Raw genomic sequence first — 16,573 nt, forward strand, 5'->3', positions numbered from 1 at the left:
CTCAACCTGCGAAGCCCCTGGTGGTTTCAACTTTGGTGACCTGGAAGCGGATGAATGGGCACACCTCATGCCCAATTCGAGGATGACCTCTCCATTCGGGCCGCGTGCGTGCCCGCTGGCCAGCTGCTGTGGCATGCCTTTCCTGATGATGCAGGAAGGCGTTTACCTGGCAGGATCAGACCCCTACTTCCACGATCCCACGGACATGAAAATCACGTATGCCAGAGTCGGCAAGATCGACAAGCTCTACGACTCCAATGGCAACTACATCGTCGCCCAGTTGACCGAAGCATTGTATTCGGAATTCGAGTTCCACGAAGCCCAAGGTCACTCCCTGCTGGTCAAAACCGGGGATGTGGTGAGAAGGGAAAACCGCTGGGCAAACCGGGTGCTACCGGCAATTCCAGCGGCATCCACGTCCACCTCCAGACCAACAACCCGAAAACTTCAGGTTTCGACCGCCCAGCAATCAACAACGGCAATACCTATGACCCGGTATCGATCCTTCGACAGCAAAAAGTGAACATCCAAAGACCCCCCCAAACTCATGAGCCTCGCCCTGGTGGCGGCACGCGTTACAGAGCTGGCCGGATGCACCAGTGCGGGAACAGACGCCGAACCTATCAGTTTCCCGCCCATGACGGCTATGCGGACACCAACTGCCAGTAGCCCCTCCCTAAGCAGCGGCCCCAAGCACGGGGATGCTGTGGATGATCCCGCCAAAATCGAATTGACCAAGCAAAGCAGCAATGTTCATGACCACCTGGAAACCGAACAAGGATTTCAACCGCACCGCAGCTGAACTGCGCGCCCGCAAGCTCATGACCAGCGAACGGCCCAAAGAGGTCATCGGCTCGGAACGGCCCTCAACCGGTGTTGAATGGTTGACAGCCGCAGAAAAGAAGGCGACCAGCAAGCCCTCGGTGAAGCTGATGGCAGAGCGCCACGAGCCAGACCGTTGCGGTCACCGCCACCTGGCAATGGGTCGCCAAGAACGGAGTATCCTGGGCTGGGGAGGGAATCAGACGTTCTTCTCCACTTTCACCGACACCGCACCGTACAAGGTTCACGACTACGTTTCATTGAGCAAATAAGCAGCCTGGACGGCGCTGCCGATTTGCCTCTTGGAAAAGACAAAGCGACATGAGAACTACAGAAAGATCCTGCGGGCCCGCATTCTCGAGGTTCTATGCGTTACGACATGCACCGCTGGCAGCAAAAATGGTACGGAATCCTCCGCTTATCGTGCGGTCCAGCATGTCGGCAAACCGAAGATACGGATTTACAGCTAGGCTAGTTTCGTTTGCTAGATTTTCAGATCCAACCACTGGGCGGCGAATCGTTTTTTCCCCCAAGAATAACGATTCCCAGTGGGCCCGCTGGTTTTCCCCAAAAACTTGCGGGTTGCTTTCCTTGCCGATGAGAAGACCCCGCGTGCATTGACAGCGGGGGTCTTCTCATCAAGGGACTGATGCTGGTTATGCAGCCACACACCCAAGAAGTGTTCTTCTTCAGCATTACAGGCCGTAGATTCCCAAGCAGACCATTTGCTGGCATTCAGTCTCCCAATACCAGTGTGGCATCACCATTCGGCGATTCTTCCCATGCTTCTTCGACCACCTGGATCAAATGAGTGACGGAACTAAGGATTGCCGGTGATTCCGATGGGCCCGATAACAAACCATCTCTGTATCTTTTCAGCGCTTCATACAAGGCGTAGCTGGAATCATCATCTTCCATCCGGATAGTGAGCGAGTATGGAACGAAATGCTTGTCAGAATCCATGATTCCTGCTTGATTGTCGTGTCGGAGAACTATCCGCGGCGTATTTGATTGGATGGGCGCTCAGCCGAGATACCGAAGACGTATCTCTCGTGAGAGGTTTGGCTGTTATCGGAATACTTCTAACTCTGCATGCTGTTGGAAGCCGTAAACAGCAAATGGTACTCATGTGTTTTCTTCAGCCATGCGCTTCGAGGCGCGGGTATGTCTGTTGGCCTGCGCGTAGCCAGCGCGCCAGACGAATGCAACTGCCGCTAGAAGCACAGCGCTCAGGACTACGGCCCACCACGGAAAGCCAGGTAGTTCGGATTTTTCTGCTGCGGCGAGTTCATCTGCTGGTGGAGTCGGTGTTACTCGCACTGCATTGACGAGAATCCTGTGGCTGTTCAGCCCGAGAGGAGTGCAGGTAACAAGTGTCAGCATGTCGGTATTGGCGACAGGGAGTATAGCTTCGGTTTCGTCTGGGTCAATGACCACCGTTTTTACAACTTCGTAGGTTAAAGTCTGATCGAGCACCGAAACAGTTAGGCGGTCTCCGATCTGTGCCCGATCCAGATGGGTGAATAGCGTAGATTCCGGTAGTCCGCGGTGCGCTGTCAATACAGAACGGGTTTCATTTCCACCGACCGGCAGCGAAGTTCCCTCCAGATGGCCAATGCCGCGTTGCAGTGTTTCGTCACTTGTGCCGTGGTAAATAGGAAGGTCAATGTCGAGAGATTCATATCGAAGGCGCCCCATGAACCCGTTGCCGGTGGTGTCCAGCATTGAATCGTAGTCCAACTTTTCTTCAGCGACGTTGATATCACTGCTGGCGATGTTCTCATTGGCCCGGTATACCGCGCCACTAGCTAAGGCGTCATTGTACTCATGGGCGCGGCTAATCTGTTCTGCCCGATATGCTGCGTCATTGGTCGGAGCTTCTCGCATCTCGTTGAGCGCCATCTCAGTCACGCGGGACTGCTCGCGCTGCGAGAACCATGACGCCGTGCGAGGATACATGAAAGTCATGACTCCTGCGAGGATCAGGATGGCCGCGAGGCTCTCCAGCCAGGGCAGCTTCCAACTCCGATGGCGCCCGCTGTGCGGTGCGTGACGCCTAAGTCTCGATGTACTCACTAGTTTTCCTCATAGGTGGTGAAATAGATTTGGCGGCGGCACATGAATGCACCGCCGCCAAATTCTGGGCCTTTATACGTTCAGGCCAGCTGGAGCTTAGGCATCCTGCTTGTTGTTACGGCGACGGGCTGCGAGGAGGAGTCCTCCGCCTGCCGCAACGATTACCAGTCCGCCTACGGTCAGCAGGATCGTGCCCTGAGCACCGGTCATCGGAAGATCTGGACCTTCAGTCTTGGCGTTCACCACGGTCATCGAATTGACATTGTTCTCACCCGGGGTGATGGTGACAGGATTGTCGATTGGCGTTGCGGTGTGGCCAGCTGGAACCACAGTTTCATAAACGCAGTAGTCCTTGGATGGGGCAGGCGCCGCTGGACCGTTGTCAACGTTGGTGATCCAAAGGCCCAGAGGGCTGCTGGCTGGGGTGGTGTGGCTCCACTGCACAAGACCGTTGGCATCGGAGGTGCCGGTGGCCACGGTGCCATTAGCTGGAGCTTCTGCCGGGCAGGTCTCACCGGTGAGGTTGAAGACCTGGAACTCAGCGCCTGCCAGCTTTAGCGCGTTGGGCTTGGAATCATCGGTCTTCAGAATCGAGAGTTGTCCCCAATAGGTGTAAGGAACTTGTTCGCCTGGAACCGTGGTGCCGTTGAAGGTGCTCTTGTAATCGTCGTTCGGGATAGCCCCGTTGCCGACAGAAATCACGGTGGTGTCGAAGCTAAGAGCGATGCTTTCGCCCATATTCGCATCGAGCACTGCGCGGCCAGCTGCGGTGAAGGTCCACACGGCGTTTCCAGTGACGTTGTAGTGGGTTCCTTGAACAAGTGGCGTACCTCCGACCGTGGCAACTGTCGAGTCAGCTACGTAGCGCAGGCGGGAATCGAGGGCGTCGCGAACGATGGCTTCAGTGAACTTCTCGCCATTGTTAAGGGTAGGTACTGGAACGTTCAGCGTCCAGGTCACATCGCTGCCTACGGTCAGTTCGGACTGTGCAGGATCGATGGTCTTGGTTGGTTCATCCAGGATCTGGTTCTTCGGGTCGGCTACTACGTTGTAGTTCCAGCCGCTGCCTTCGGCACCTTCAGAGGTAGGGATCGAAACATAGAAGTCCGGGACCTTGGAGACGATGTTGTTTTGGCCTGGGTCAGTTTCGCGAACGAAGTAGACACCTAAGTCCAAGTTGAAAACAGTAGAGCCATCCACTGTCGACTGGGCAACATCGGTCCCTGAAATCAAGCAGTACGGCGCGGAAGGAGCAGCTGGTGCTGAGTTGAACAATCCGTTCAAGCCGTTCCAGTCGGTAGCCGCAGACAGATCGATTGGATCACATGAATTCCCTGCGTTGAGCTTACCGACCTGCTGCACGGTGAATTCAACCCCATCAAGCAAGTTTTCGGGGTCAGGAGTTTCCTCAGTACCAACTGGTGAACCCGAATACTTGTTCACCGTCAGGGTGCCGCTAGACGGAGCGCCCGGCTGGTCGGGGCCCACAGCTGCAAAGGCAGGTGAACCAAGAAGCAGCAGCCCGCTAGCTGCGATCGAGATGGCTCCAATGGCGGCGGTTGCGCGCCTTAGGAGCGGATTCTTAACGGTCATTGTTTTTCCGTTTTCCTTTCGTTCCCTCACCGCGCATCGGGTTCGGGTGGACTGATGAATTGTTCTTCGAGTGGATTCGAGATGAGGGATTAGTGTGCGCATGATGCGGGTTTTACAAGGAGGTATTGATGTTATGAAACCCCCTGACGGCGTTTGCGCAGACGGATAAGCCCTGCACCAACAAGACCCGCGGCCAGGATCCCGCCACCGAGCATGCTGTAGAAATCACTGCCTAGCCCGCCAGTCAGTGGTATTGCCGGGCCCTCGCGCCGGGTGTTCTCAATTGGGCCGAGGTCGAGAGTCAGGGTATCGGCAGATACTTCAAACACGAGTGGGTTTTCGAGTGGGTAATAGCCAGCTGGTGCTTTGGTTTCTTCCAACTGGTATTCTCCCCATGGCAATTCAGGTATCTTGAAGCCGCCTGCCCGCGGATCACGGTCTGCACCGGTGCACGAAGAAGCTTCCTGCGCGGTGCAGTCCTGGATTGCTAGCCCCTGCCCGCCATTGAAATTCGATGGCCCGGTGAGCGTCCACTGCGATCCGGAGAGGGCCTTGCCGGCCTCGTCGATCTTTTCCCAGAGAACTGCTCCGCTCTTGGGCTTATTGGTGAAGGTGCATTCAGCAACGTCACCTGGTTTAAGACCTGTCAGGACTGAAGCCGCTGAAGAGAGGCTTTTTTCTGCTTTGGCTCCGCCGGCACTAGTCACCGAGCACACACCGCTGACGAAGTCGTACCCGGTCTGCATGGTCTCGCTGATAGTCACGTTGGCAGTGGCCGTAGGATTGTTCGGAAAATTAATAGCCCATGGTGTCGCGACCTCGCCATCGGCACCAGTCAGCGCGGTTGGCGGGGTGCTGATGCTGGTTCCAGAACTGCTTCCGGCTGCCAGGGTGGCGCCTACGGTCCAGTTGTTGGCTGGTTTAGGGTTCTGTCCCTTGAAATCCTGAAGGTGCTTTCCGATTGATACGCTTGCCGGTTTCAAGCTGTTGACGAACGTGCAGTCAACTACGTCCCCGGGAACGATTCCAGCTGCAGGATTGTTGTCCGGACCGGTCAAAGCGATAGTCGTTTTGGTTCCGTCAAGCTTGGTCACGTCGCATTTTCCGCTAGCGAATTTGTAACCGTCCTGCATGACTTCGCGTACTTTCAGGTCAGCTTTGTGGGTGCTTGCACCGAATTGGAAACGCCATGAGGACGATCCTTCCGCATTCGTCTGCTGCGTAGTTGCTGATGGGCTAGAAGATACGGAGCCGGTTACAGATTGCGCAGCAGCGCCTACAGTCCAGTTCCTTCCTGGCTGAGGGTTCTCACCTTTTGAGTCGGTGACTTGCTTGTGGACGTTCACTTGCGCGATGAGCGGTGAATTGTAGAACCGGCATTCCACTGCTTGGCCGCTGGAAGGAATCGTGATTTTTCCTGCAGTACCTGTGCCTTGAACGGTTTGAACGCCATCGACCAGACAACGGTAGCTAGAGGCGTAGTTGCTTAGGGTTGTGGTTCCTGCGGCGGTTTCCGCGAAATGCAGTTCGACATTGCGTACAGTCGGCAGGGGACCAACACGCTCGGGCTGCTGCCCATTAGCGTTGCCAGTAGTTGTTGCCGTGCCGATGACAGTGCCGCTAGCGCTTCCCTGGCGTAGGGACAAACCGAATTGATCACCTGATGCTACACGTCCACCTTCAACAAACTTCTCAATGGTGATGGTCGGCGGTGATCCGCATGATGCGAGGTCCGTACTTCCGCCGAAATTCGAGCTCACGACGGTTTTCGGATTGCTCCACCCAGGCATGTCATAAGATTGCACAATATCGCCCGAGCTCAGATAACCCTTGCCGTCGGCGTCGAAGGCCACACCGTTGACGTTGGTCGTGGTGTTATTAACCGTGTTACTGACTGACGAAGTGATAATTCCGCCATTCGCAGACGCCAGATTAGCTGCCGTCACAGAGTATATGGTCGCAGTGCTTCCGGAGCCACGGACAACGAAGAGGTTTCCGTTCGCATCGAAACCCATGTCGCCGTTCGCCGCAGCGGTGGATCCAGTATCTGTAGCGATCCGCCCTTTGTAAGAGATCGCATTTGTCGCAGGATTGTATTCCCATAGCTGGAATGACCGTGTGCTATTGCCGGTAGGGGTGTAGCCGCCGATGTAATAGCGACCGGTGCCCAGATCGACTGCTCCTGCAACGAATACTGCCGAACGATTCAGTGTGCTGGAGTTTACCGCAGCGCCGGTGGTGGACCAGGAACCTGTGTTGACGTCGAAACGGTAAACCGTGGCACCTAGCGTGTCCGTGCTGCGGTGGTAAGCGAATACTGTGGATCCGCCGGCACCGATTCCTAGGCCGTTCATCTGCATGTTTGCCTGGTTGACAGCACTGCCCAGGTTTGAAACAGCTCCACCTGGTGCGACGGCACGGATTTGTCCAGCAGAGGTCAGCCCGTAGACATATCCGGGACCACAGATTGGGGAATAGGTTGCCGCAGCTCTAAGAGCTCTGGACTCCACTACGGAAGCACCCGACTCTTTGGCTGTTGGTTCCGAAGAACTTGGCTCTGGCTCCGGGTCAGTGGTTGACTCGACCGACTTCGAGCTGGAGGGGGACGGCGCTGGTGTTTCCGAAGGATTGTTCAGGAGAGCCGAGGGGAGCGATTCGTCGGTTATACCGGACGACTCTTCCAAGGAGGAGCCCGATGGCTGCGCAGATTCGGAAACTTCAGGGCCGGCAGTGGACGCTGGACTCTGGGATGCCATTACTGAAAGTTCGCCAGTGTCGGAAGTGGTGCTGGACAATGGCGTGGCAAATGCGGCCCCGGAGTGCTGAAAACTTAGGCTTCCGATTGCAACGAGAGCTGCGCAGAAAATGAGCCAGTTCCGAGCTCTTCGGTGCTGAAGAACATCCCGGCCTTGGGAGTTTCTTGGCGCTGGCAGGCCGCTAGGCAACTTGGTTCTGCCGTTACTTTTGCGAGTGCGACGATTCTCGTAGTGCTTGCCCAGCATTTATCGTTCCCCAACTGATGAAAGGCGTGGGGAAGAATGTCACTAGGAAAAGGAAACAAAACCAGAGAGAACTCGCATTAAGCGTTTAACGAAAAATCCCCAAGGTAATAAATCCAGGCCCCCACACCTGAATGTATGATTCGGGATCAACCTACCAAGGAGTTGATGAATAGTCATCTTTGGACTTAGTAACATTTCGTAATAAAGTTTGCTCTCATGCATTTCGATGGGTGCATTCGGGGCCGCTATCCTAGGCCCGACCAAGGGCGTCGATGAGTTGTCCGGTGTCCAATTTGGCATAGCCTCCGCCCACGTCGGATTAACTGGTGGATGGACGTTCTCGCAGCTATTTCTACTTCCTGAGAGGGGCATCCTTCCGAAAACTGGCAAGCATTTCGGTGTGGAAAGAGGGTGGGCTTGATACCAGGCTTGTCGAGCTGGTTAGTGAAGTCGTTCGGCGCTATGTGCGCGATGGCATCAACGTCACCGAGCTGATGTTTCCCAGTTGCGCGTTCGGCGATGAGGACTTGGAGAATTTCGCGAAGTTCAGCGAGTGCCCTGATTGGCCGAGGTCGGCTGACGGAACGATCGATTCTATGTCAGATTAAATCTACCTATAGCGGTCAAACCCGGTCACCTCCATCATGAAGAAAGTGGCTGGAACTCTGGACGAAGCCGGTCCGGTGCTCACCATGGATGTGCGATCACCTGCCAACGAAGATCCGAGGGGGACGTCCTGATCCCGGCCAAGATTACGGGCAGCTTCTGAACGTTGTTGACCGCCTGAACATCTGGAATTTTCGGGGCATCGCATCGTCCAATCGGGTTTCGACAGACGAATTGGTGTAGCGGTACATGAAGCAGGAACCTGAAAATTATTCCTTGGAAATCGGGCGTTGGGAAGGCGCAGGCTCCATGCACAGCAGATCCGTGAGCAAGGAACTGCGAAATGCCGAGGGCCATTCGTTGCTGCATGTCTCCGCTACGCCACTTCGTTGATGGACGACAGCGTGGGGTCCGCATTGGAGGGGGCTTCGAGCCAATTTCCTGCTACTCGCCAGGATGCGGACCAGCCGTGGAATCTATACGAACTCCGGCTCGAAGAAAAAATTCCAAATTAATACGGATTCTTGCGTCATGATTCCCTTTTCCGCGTATCTAAGTGGTGTAGGCGCTGAACTGGGCAACAAGGAATTATGAGGTTTCGAGACGTCCAGTTGTCTTATGGGGAAGGTGCTGACGGGTGGGCGAGTTGCAAGTTTGGGGGATGGAACTCGCCCACCTTTCGGGATTTTCAGGTCCATTTCACAGATATATTGGAAAAATCCTGATATGTTCTAGAGGATGAAAGTGGCGCCCAAACTCGGGCGGCATCGTCGACGGGGCGCAGGTTGCCGTTAGTCGGCCCCAGGGGTTGGGGAATCTTTGGGGGGCGGCTGCGAGCACCTGCCTTGTCGCACGAAACGTTATGGGGACGTAGTGACAATTGATTCTGGGGCACGCTTTACTGAAGTCGGCGATGCAGATTTAATTCGTGGTGTTAGGACAGGAAGCCGCGAAGCCCAGGAGCACCTGTATCGACGGCACAAGCAAGTGGCGCTGAATGTAGCGTTCAGGCATACGAACTCTCCTTCCGACGCCGAGGATGTTGTCTCTGAAGCTTTCTTGCGGGTCTTCCGCATCATCGAGCGTGGGGCAGGACCGGATGAGTTCTTCCGCGCCTATTTAATGACTGCGGTATCCCGTGAAGCTTTTTCCAGGAATAAGTCGGCCACGAAGCAAATTGCTGTCGAGGATGTCCAGGAATTCCTTCCAGGCGATGCACACGCGGACGAAGCGATGGAACGCCATGAATCCAACTTTGCCATCGCTGCGTTCAATGCCTTGACCGAACGCTGGAAGACGGTGCTATGGCTCACCGAAGTAGAGGAGCTGCCGCCGAGAGACGTCGCGCCAATTCTAGGAATGACACCCAACGCGGTTTCAGCATTGGCGGTACGGGCGCGCGAGGGATTGCGTGAAGCCTACTTGGCCGCGCACATGAATGGTCGGTCTGGGGTTCCTGCAAATTGCGCCGACATTCGAGAGCATTTGCCTGCCTTTATCCGAGGTACGTTGGGGATCCGGAAGGAGCGTGATGTCAAAGAGCATTTGAAATCGTGCCCGAACTGCGCAGTAGTGTTCGGGGAATTGAACGAAATCGGTGCCACGTTGCGCGCTTATGTCCTTCCTCTGTTTGTTGGCGGGATAACTGCGCTGGGGATTCCTGCCTCGGGAGGTATTGCTGGAATGGGATTTTCAGCTGCCTCAGCAACGGTGTCTGCGGGAGCTACTGCTGGTACAGCATCCGCTGATGCATCGGGCGCCGGATTGAGCATAACGGGAGGAAGCAGCCTGGCCGTCACTTTGGGCATTGGGTTGGTGAGCGTCGCCGTAACCGCGTCCGCTATCGGCCTGATACCGAAACTGATTGTTCAGGAGGAAAGGGAACGGGCCGCACCGTCCAGCGCGGACCAGACCCAGCCGCAGGTGCAAGGTGTTGAAGCCCCGATAGCTGGGGCCCAGCCACCCGTCGTAATGAGTCGTGCCATGTTCTTGCGAGACATGATTGCGCAGACTGTTCCTGATGCGAAGGACGCACCAGCAATCACGAACCAAGTGGAGTCGCCATTCAGTAATCCATTTTCTCCGCTGACACGTGTGCCAGCGGCTATGCCGTCGCCTGAAGAGATCTCTGAATCTACTCTTGATTCGACTCCGGAACCAACTCCGGAACTGACGGTGGAGCCTACTCCGGAACCAACCCTTGAGCCGACGGTGGAGCCGACTCCGGAACCGACCCTTGAACCGACGGTGGAGCCGACGGTGGAGCCTACTCCGGAACCGACCCTTGAACCGACGGTGGAGCCGACGGTGGAGCCTACTCCGGAACCGACGGTGGAGCCGACGGTTGAGCCGACTCCGGAACCGACTCCGGAACCGACCCTTGAACCGACGGTTGAGCCGACTCCGGAACCGACCCTTGAACCGACGGTGGAGCCGACGGTTGAGCCGACTCAGGAACCGACCCTTGAACCGACGGTGGAGCCGACGGTTGAGCCGACTCAGGAACCGACCCCTGAACCAACCCCTGAACCGACGGTGGAGCCGACTCAGGAACCGACCCCTGAACCGACGGTGGAGCCGACGGTGGAGCCTACTCCGGAACCGACCCCTGAACCGACGGTGGAGCCGACGGTTGAGCCGACGGTTGAGCCGACTCAGGAACCAACCCCTGAACCGACGGTGGAGCCGACGGTTGAGCCGACTCAGGAACCAACCCTTGAGCCGACGGTGGAGCCTACTCCGGAACCGACCCCTGAACCAACGGTGGAGCCGACCCCAGAACCATCCCCTGAGCCGACGGTGGAGCCTACGGTTGAGCCGAGCGCTGAGCCGGAAGACGGCCAGGCCGGTTCTGAATTCCAGGTCGCCATGACGCAAGAGGAAGGCGGATTCTTTGCGAATTACACCTTCGATATCAGCGGAGCTTCGGAAAGCGATCCCATAAGTTTCGAGGTGCGGCTCAACTGGCTTTGGCTGGATAACATGACCTACGAGGGGAATTGCATTCCCTCGAACGTAAGAGCCAATTCATTCAGGCTTACCTGCGAAGGCCCAGCAACGTTAAAGTTGAAGCAGTTCTACCTGCTTGGAGACCGGGCTATCGCATTTGAGAGCCGAGGGAACTCGAAGGAGAAGTTCGAATTCAAGATTCCAGGACTCTAGACGCAGTCCAACCGTCCTCCCATAGCCATTCCAGGGCCATGCGGAATGTCCTTCGCGGCTAGGATCGACACATGGCAGAAAATTCCATGCCTGAGCTGCCTCCCGTCGATGCAGAAGCTGCTGAACAGATGTGGTTTGAGTATCTGGCGAGCAAAGGGATTCCGCGGGCCGATGCACCGCACCATGTCGCCGAATCCTTCGGGGACCATCCCGCGCTTGCTGATGAGCTTCTGGATGAAATGCTGCACGGAACCAAGCGAGCGACTTCGTCTCTGGCTAGCGACTACGTTTATTACAACGAACGTGTCCCGCAACCTGAAGACCACTGCATTGTCTGCGATGGCCAAGGGCAGCCGCGAGCAATTTTGCGCGTGCTTTCCGTCGAGCGCTCCACGTTCTTCGAGGTAGGCGCGGAGTTTGCCGCGGCCGAGGGAGAAGGGGATCTCTCGTTGGAATACTGGCGCGCAGAACATAAGAAATTCTGGCGCCGTACGCAGAAATCCATAGGAATCGATTGGAAACCTGAAGACACCGCCAAAGCCGGGGGAGAGTTGGTCTTGGAACGCTTTGAAATTTGCTGGCCAGAGGAGCATGCCGACTAGCCGGTCGAACTTCGTCACGCTGGCCTGCGGTCGAGAATACGCAGGCGTAGGGTGGATGCAGTGGGTTTCCCGTGAACGAAGCCCGGACAAGAAAGGTTGAATATGTCGATTGTCGTCATCAATGCCCTATCGGTTCCCGGCGAAGCTGGACCGGAACTGGAGAAGCGTTTCGCTGCTCGCAAGCATTCGGTGGATTCTTCACCGGGGTTCGAGGGGTTCAAGCTGCTGCGTCCGGTCAACGGTGGAGACCAGTACTTCGTTTACACCCAGTGGGCAACCCGCGAGGACTTCGAGAACTGGCGCACGCAGCGCGCTGACGCGGCGCATGCTGGCAGTGGCGCCAAGAAGCCAGTGGCCAGCGGCGCTGAACTTCTGGAATTCGAGATCGTCGAACTCTAAGTGTTGCAACAGGCGGAAAACGTCTCGATACCATCATGGTATCGGGGCGTTTTCTGCATTCAGGGCTCTTTGCCTACCTGCGTCCCTTGAGCTGGCGTCGTGCGGAATCGGCCAGCAGCGCCGCGCCGAGGGCGATGCAAAGCAGTGCGCCGATCAGGAAGGTCATGTTGATGCCTTCGGGACCAGCCTCGCCGTTGAGCCCCGGGTGGGTGGCGATAATGGCGGCGGAAATCGCCGTGCCGAAGGATGAGCCTACGGTACGCAGCACCTGGTTGAAACTTACCGAGCTGCCTAGCTCCTTGGCCGCCACGCTGCGGGCGATCAACGCCGGCATGGCCGCATAGCTTGCACCCATGCCGATGCCGAAGACCAGCATGCTAAACAGGATCTCCCAGAGCGCCGAGTGGAGCAGCCAGAGCATGGTGCCCGCAGCGGCCATGATGATCGCTCCAAGGGGGAGCATGACCTGGATGCCAACACGTTTTGCCAGTATGCGAACTGTGCGGTTGGCGGCCAAGCTGCCTACCGAGAGCGGGAAGATGACAAATCCTGCCCAGAAGACCGGCAGGCTCAGCCCGTAGCCAGTTGCCGCATCTGCCTGGGCTACCAGTGATGATACGGACATGCCGATATACAGTGCGGCGCCCAGGGCGATGGCCGAGATATTGGCCAAGAGGACTTCGCCCTGCTTGAGCGTGCGCAGATTAATCAGCGGGTGGCCAAGGCTGTTTTCCACCCTCACCCAGATGATCAGCACGATGACCGAGAAAGCGCCCAAAGCAAGCGTTGCAGGTGAAGCCCAGCCCCACTTGGGCCCCTCGGATATGGCCAGCAGCAGGGAGGTGAGCCCCAGGGCCAGCAAGCCGGAGCCGGTGTAGTCGAAGGGACGTTGCTCGGCCTGGGTATCGGGGCCTGCAGGAACAACTTTCCACACCACGCAGATGGTGGCCAGCACGAATAGCGCACCGAACCAGAACGCGTAGGAGTAGTCGAAAATGCCAGCGATGATGCCGGTCAATGGATAGCCGATGCCGATTCCGGAAGCAACCGTCACCGACAAGGTGGAGATGGTGTTCTGCAGGTGCTCGGCCGCTACATAGCGCCTGGCGATGGCGATGGTGACCGGAACAATGCCGTAGGACAATCCCTGGAGCACGCGTCCGGCAAGGAACACGCCAAAGCTCGGTGCGGACGCTGCCATGACAGAGCCTACGAACATGGCCGCCAGCGAGACGAGCAGCAGCCGCTTCTTATGCGGTCCATCGCTGAGGCGTCCCATGATGGGTGTTGCCACGGCGCCGGCCAGCAGATTCACGGTGAGCATCCACTGGGCGGCGGCAATATCGACATTGAACCGCAAGGAAATCGAGGGGACCAGCAGCATGCCCAGCGAGGAGACGATTGCCGTGGCCAGCGCGGCGAAGACCAGCGTGGGCACCAGCGGGCTCTGGTTGGATGCGTTGCGGCTCATGGGCGGACCGCGGTATTGATTTTCTTGAGCGCGGGCAAGGCGGAGCGGATCAGGGAACGGTCCTCCTCGCTCAGGTTCTCGCCCATGGCTTGGAGCAGCGCGGTCCGGCCGAGCAGGATTTCCTGGTCCAGCTTTTGGCGGCCGTCATCGGTGAGCTGGAACCAGAGCTTGCGGCGGTCGGCCTCGTCCCGGTGCCGCTCGATCAGTCCGAGGCCTTCCAATTCCTTGGTCGTCAGCGAGATGGCCTGCTGGCTGACCCCGATGGCCTGGCTCATCCGGGCGGCACTGGCCCGGCCTTCGGTGGCCAAGGTGTGCAGGATTCCCAGTTTGCCCGGGGAGATGGATCGTGCCGTGCGTATCAGGCTCAGCAATGGCGAAAGCACCTCGAGCATTTGCTGGGGAAGGTCTGCGGGCTCGGGATCAATTTCCATAGCTATAGAATACAATTAACTTGTACAAGCTTCTTGTGGAATGCTCGTGAGGCTGCACACTGCCCCGATCCATCGGGCGCGAGAAGGCGGTACTCGCTCGCTTGGCCCCGTGGCTCGCAGGCATGTCGCCGTAGTAAGTGGTTGTCGTTTTGGTGCGCTCCTGATGGATTCCGGCTCGTGCCGCGCACTCCTGGCCCTGCGCCGGGACCGCGTGTGCGCCGCAGGGAAAATGCCTTCCGGACCCTGTTGGCCGGCATGTGCAAGACCTGGATGGGCTAGCGGGGGATCCGGTCGCGTGGCGCTTGGATGCCGGGGGTGTTCCGGGCGGCAGAAAACCCTTGACCGGCGTTCGGTAGGTGCTCTAGGCTTCAAGATAACCTGATATACCAGTCGGATACTAAGGGGTTCCGGCGGCCTGGACCGTGGTCCTGCGCGCCGGAAATCCCGCCGAACGGTGCAGGGATCAACTTCCATGCGTCCCGAACGAGGGGAAACCCCATTGATCTCCAATGAAACTGTCAGCAGCTACCTTGAGCGGCTTGCCTCGGGCGCCCCGACGCCAGGAGGGGGCGCGGCCGCGGGCCTGCATGCGGCGCAGGGCGCGGCATTGGTGTCCATGGTTGCCGAATTCACTTCCGGACCGCGGTACGCGGACGTCCAGGAGCAGGCCCAGCAGATTTCCGAGCATGCCCGGCTGCTGATGCGCCAGGGGCTCTTCGCCGCTCAGGAAGACGAAAGGCTGTTCGGCGCCCTGGGTGCCGCGTACAAGCTGCCCAAGGAAAGCAGCGAGCAGAAGTCGGAGCGCAGCGCGGCAATTCAAAACGCCACCATCGCCGCCGCCGCACCGCTGGTCTCTACCGTCGAGGCCTCCATTGAGGTCATCAAGCTGGGCCAGCGCCTGCTGCCCATTGGCAACCGATCGGTTCTCAGCGACGTGGCCGCCGCGGCCGAAGCTGCCCGGGCGGCCTTGGCTACCGCGCTGGCCACCCTGGAAATGAACATCAGCTCAATCAAGGACATCGCCCAGCGCGACCGGCTGGTCCAGGCGGCCAGCCAGGCCAGCGAGGCGATCGCCCACGCCGAAGAGCTCAGCGCGCACGCCCGTGCGGTGGTGGCAGCATGACGGCACGCAATCTAGCCGGGCAGCCGGTGGCTGAAGCGATCCGCGCCCGCACCGCAGAACTGGTGGTGCGCATGGCCAGCGAGGGCACCAGTGTCCGGATCGCGGTCGTGCTGGCCACCGATAACGAGGCCACCGCCTGGTATGTGCGCTCGATCGAACGGGCCGCCGCGCAGCTCGGGGTGGACTGCCAGGTCGTGGATCTGACCGGGTCCGGCCAGGAGCAGCTGTCCGAAGCGATCACCGCTTTGAACGAGGACAGCTCGGTGCACGGAATCATCTTGCAGACCCCGTTGCCGCCAGGGGTGGATGCCGCGGCGCTGGTGGCGCTGATCGACCCGGCCAAGGACATTGACGGGGCCAATCCGCTGAGCCTGGGACGGCTCAGTGTCGGCCAGCCGGCCTTTGCCCCGGCTACCGCACGCTCGGTCATCGAGATCCTGGAGCACTACCGGATCCCGCTGTCCGGGCAGCATGTCGCGGTGGTCGGACGCTCTGCGGTGGTGGGCAAGCCGTTGGCCCAGCTGCTGCTGCAGCGCGATGCCACGGTGAGCATCTGCCATTCGAGGACCGTCGATCTGGCCCAGTTAACGAAGTCCGCCGCGGTGGTCGTCATGGCCGTGGGCAAGGCGAACCTGCTTACCGGCAGTGAGGTGGATGAAACCTCCGTGGTGATCGATGTCGGAACTAATGTCAACGCTGAAGGCAAGCTGGTGGGGGACGTCCATGCGGCATCGGTGCGCCCGCTGGTGCGGGCCCTGAGCCCGGTTCCGGGGGGCGTGGGCACGGTAACCACAGCGTTGCTGGTCCTTCATGCCGCGCAAGCCGCGGAGGCAAGCCTGCAGGCGGCCCCGGCGAAGGGAGCGCGCATGGCCGGACGCCGGTAGCTGGCTGGCCGGTGTTCCGGGTTCCGCTGCGGGCAAGCCAGCGTGCAGCGGAACCCGGAATGCCGGAACCGCAATTGCCATGGCGAAGCGAATTACGTGCACAGTGCACGCCGGAGGGGAACATGAACTGGGATCTGCCGCCGGCCAGATGCACCACGTGCCGCCGCCGCATCATCGATTGGGAGGTTGATGATGCGGTGGCTTTCTGCTGCCCGCCGGTTTTAGTTCGCCCGGGTTAATGCCGCTGGCCTGGCGATTTCTCCCCGGGCTCCCTTGCGTCTACCTTCGCTCGGAAACGGGCGCCAGGGCGTTCAAGGCCGCCTCGGATGCGGCCCCGCTGGGAGCGTTGCCGCGCAAGCACTGGATAGCTTCGCCAGTATGTCACGTAGGGAATTTTGGTGC

The 16,573-nt window shown here is 58.5% G+C and carries 14 protein-coding genes and 1 pseudogene; 9 read left to right on the top strand and 6 right to left on the bottom strand.

Annotation, left to right across the window (positions count from 1 at the left end):
- Positions 1–82: 82 nt before the first annotated feature.
- Both ACIOJF_RS08090 and ACIOJF_RS08095 read left to right on the top strand, forming a co-directional pair.
- Positions 83–523: a hypothetical protein gene (locus ACIOJF_RS08090; RefSeq protein ID WP_146112961.1), complete on the top strand. Its 441-nt coding sequence runs from the start codon at positions 83–85 to the stop codon at positions 521–523.
- 232 nt (positions 524–755) lie between these two features.
- Entirely contained in the window at positions 756–1,094 is a 339-nt protein-coding gene (locus ACIOJF_RS08095) for a hypothetical protein (RefSeq protein WP_146112222.1), read from the top strand.
- A gap of 463 nt (positions 1,095–1,557) precedes the next feature.
- On the opposite strand, the gene ACIOJF_RS08100 is transcribed toward ACIOJF_RS08095, so the two are convergent.
- The 4 genes from ACIOJF_RS08100 to ACIOJF_RS08115 form a co-directional block, all read right to left on the bottom strand.
- On the bottom strand, positions 1,558–1,785 hold the full coding sequence (locus tag ACIOJF_RS08100; RefSeq protein WP_105656397.1) for a hypothetical protein: 228 nt from the start codon (positions 1,783–1,785) through the stop codon (positions 1,558–1,560).
- A 162-nt stretch (positions 1,786–1,947) separates the two neighbouring features.
- Positions 1,948–2,898 carry a class C sortase gene (locus tag ACIOJF_RS08105; protein WP_286134068.1) on the bottom strand — a complete coding sequence of 317 codons (951 nt, stop codon included), beginning with the start codon at positions 2,896–2,898 and terminating at the stop codon, positions 1,948–1,950.
- A 96-nt stretch (positions 2,899–2,994) separates the two neighbouring features.
- On the bottom strand, positions 2,995–4,491 hold the full coding sequence (locus ACIOJF_RS08110) for a SpaH/EbpB family LPXTG-anchored major pilin (protein ID WP_181148774.1): 1,497 nt from the start codon (positions 4,489–4,491) through the stop codon (positions 2,995–2,997).
- 131 nt (positions 4,492–4,622) lie between these two features.
- Positions 4,623–6,851 carry a SpaA isopeptide-forming pilin-related protein gene (locus ACIOJF_RS08115; RefSeq protein WP_105656395.1) on the bottom strand — a complete coding sequence of 743 codons (2,229 nt, stop codon included), beginning with the start codon at positions 6,849–6,851 and terminating at the stop codon, positions 4,623–4,625.
- Between the two features lie 968 nt (positions 6,852–7,819).
- Here ACIOJF_RS08115 and ACIOJF_RS08120 point away from each other — a divergent pair.
- The 5 genes and pseudogenes from ACIOJF_RS08120 to ACIOJF_RS08140 all read left to right on the top strand — a co-directional run bounded on the left by ACIOJF_RS08120 (position 7,820) and on the right by ACIOJF_RS08140 (position 12,262).
- A complete protein-coding gene (locus ACIOJF_RS08120) occupies positions 7,820–8,101 on the top strand; it encodes a hypothetical protein (RefSeq protein WP_105662320.1) in 282 nt (93 codons plus the stop codon).
- A gap of 871 nt (positions 8,102–8,972) precedes the next feature.
- A pseudogene (locus ACIOJF_RS08125) lies at positions 8,973–9,656 on the top strand (sigma-70 family RNA polymerase sigma factor); the annotation flags it as partial.
- Positions 9,657–9,914: 258 nt separating this feature from the next.
- The gene (locus tag ACIOJF_RS08130) at positions 9,915–11,261 is read left to right on the top strand and encodes a hypothetical protein (RefSeq protein WP_402741647.1); all 1,347 of its coding nucleotides are present in this window, start codon (positions 9,915–9,917) and stop codon (positions 11,259–11,261) included.
- A gap of 71 nt (positions 11,262–11,332) precedes the next feature.
- Positions 11,333–11,863 (top strand): ASCH domain-containing protein, encoded by a 531-nt coding sequence (locus ACIOJF_RS08135; RefSeq protein WP_105658909.1) that lies wholly within the window; start codon positions 11,333–11,335, stop codon positions 11,861–11,863.
- 102 nt (positions 11,864–11,965) lie between these two features.
- Positions 11,966–12,262 carry an antibiotic biosynthesis monooxygenase gene (locus ACIOJF_RS08140; protein ID WP_105658910.1) on the top strand — a complete coding sequence of 99 codons (297 nt, stop codon included), beginning with the start codon at positions 11,966–11,968 and terminating at the stop codon, positions 12,260–12,262.
- 73 nt (positions 12,263–12,335) lie between these two features.
- On the opposite strand, the gene ACIOJF_RS08145 is transcribed toward ACIOJF_RS08140, so the two are convergent.
- Both ACIOJF_RS08145 and ACIOJF_RS08150 read right to left on the bottom strand, forming a co-directional pair.
- A complete protein-coding gene (locus tag ACIOJF_RS08145; RefSeq protein WP_105658911.1) occupies positions 12,336–13,733 on the bottom strand; it encodes an MFS transporter in 1,398 nt (465 codons plus the stop codon).
- Positions 13,730–14,164: a MarR family winged helix-turn-helix transcriptional regulator gene (locus ACIOJF_RS08150; RefSeq protein ID WP_105658912.1), complete on the bottom strand. Its 435-nt coding sequence runs from the start codon at positions 14,162–14,164 to the stop codon at positions 13,730–13,732. Before ACIOJF_RS08150 ends, ACIOJF_RS08145 begins: the two co-directional genes overlap by 4 nt.
- Before the next feature lie 472 nt (positions 14,165–14,636).
- On the opposite strand from ACIOJF_RS08150, the gene ACIOJF_RS08155 reads away from it, so the two are divergent.
- Together ACIOJF_RS08155 and ACIOJF_RS08160 are read left to right on the top strand one after the other, a co-directional pair.
- The gene (locus tag ACIOJF_RS08155; protein WP_105658913.1) at positions 14,637–15,287 is read left to right on the top strand and encodes a cyclodeaminase/cyclohydrolase family protein; all 651 of its coding nucleotides are present in this window, start codon (positions 14,637–14,639) and stop codon (positions 15,285–15,287) included.
- On the top strand, positions 15,284–16,171 hold the full coding sequence (locus ACIOJF_RS08160) for a bifunctional 5,10-methylenetetrahydrofolate dehydrogenase/5,10-methenyltetrahydrofolate cyclohydrolase (protein WP_105658914.1): 888 nt from the start codon (positions 15,284–15,286) through the stop codon (positions 16,169–16,171). Before ACIOJF_RS08155 ends, ACIOJF_RS08160 begins: the two co-directional genes overlap by 4 nt.
- Positions 16,172–16,573 lie beyond the last annotated feature (402 nt).

This window comes from Glutamicibacter sp. NPDC087831, assembly GCF_044742845.1.
Classification (GTDB): Bacteria; Actinomycetota; Actinomycetes; order Actinomycetales; family Micrococcaceae; genus Glutamicibacter.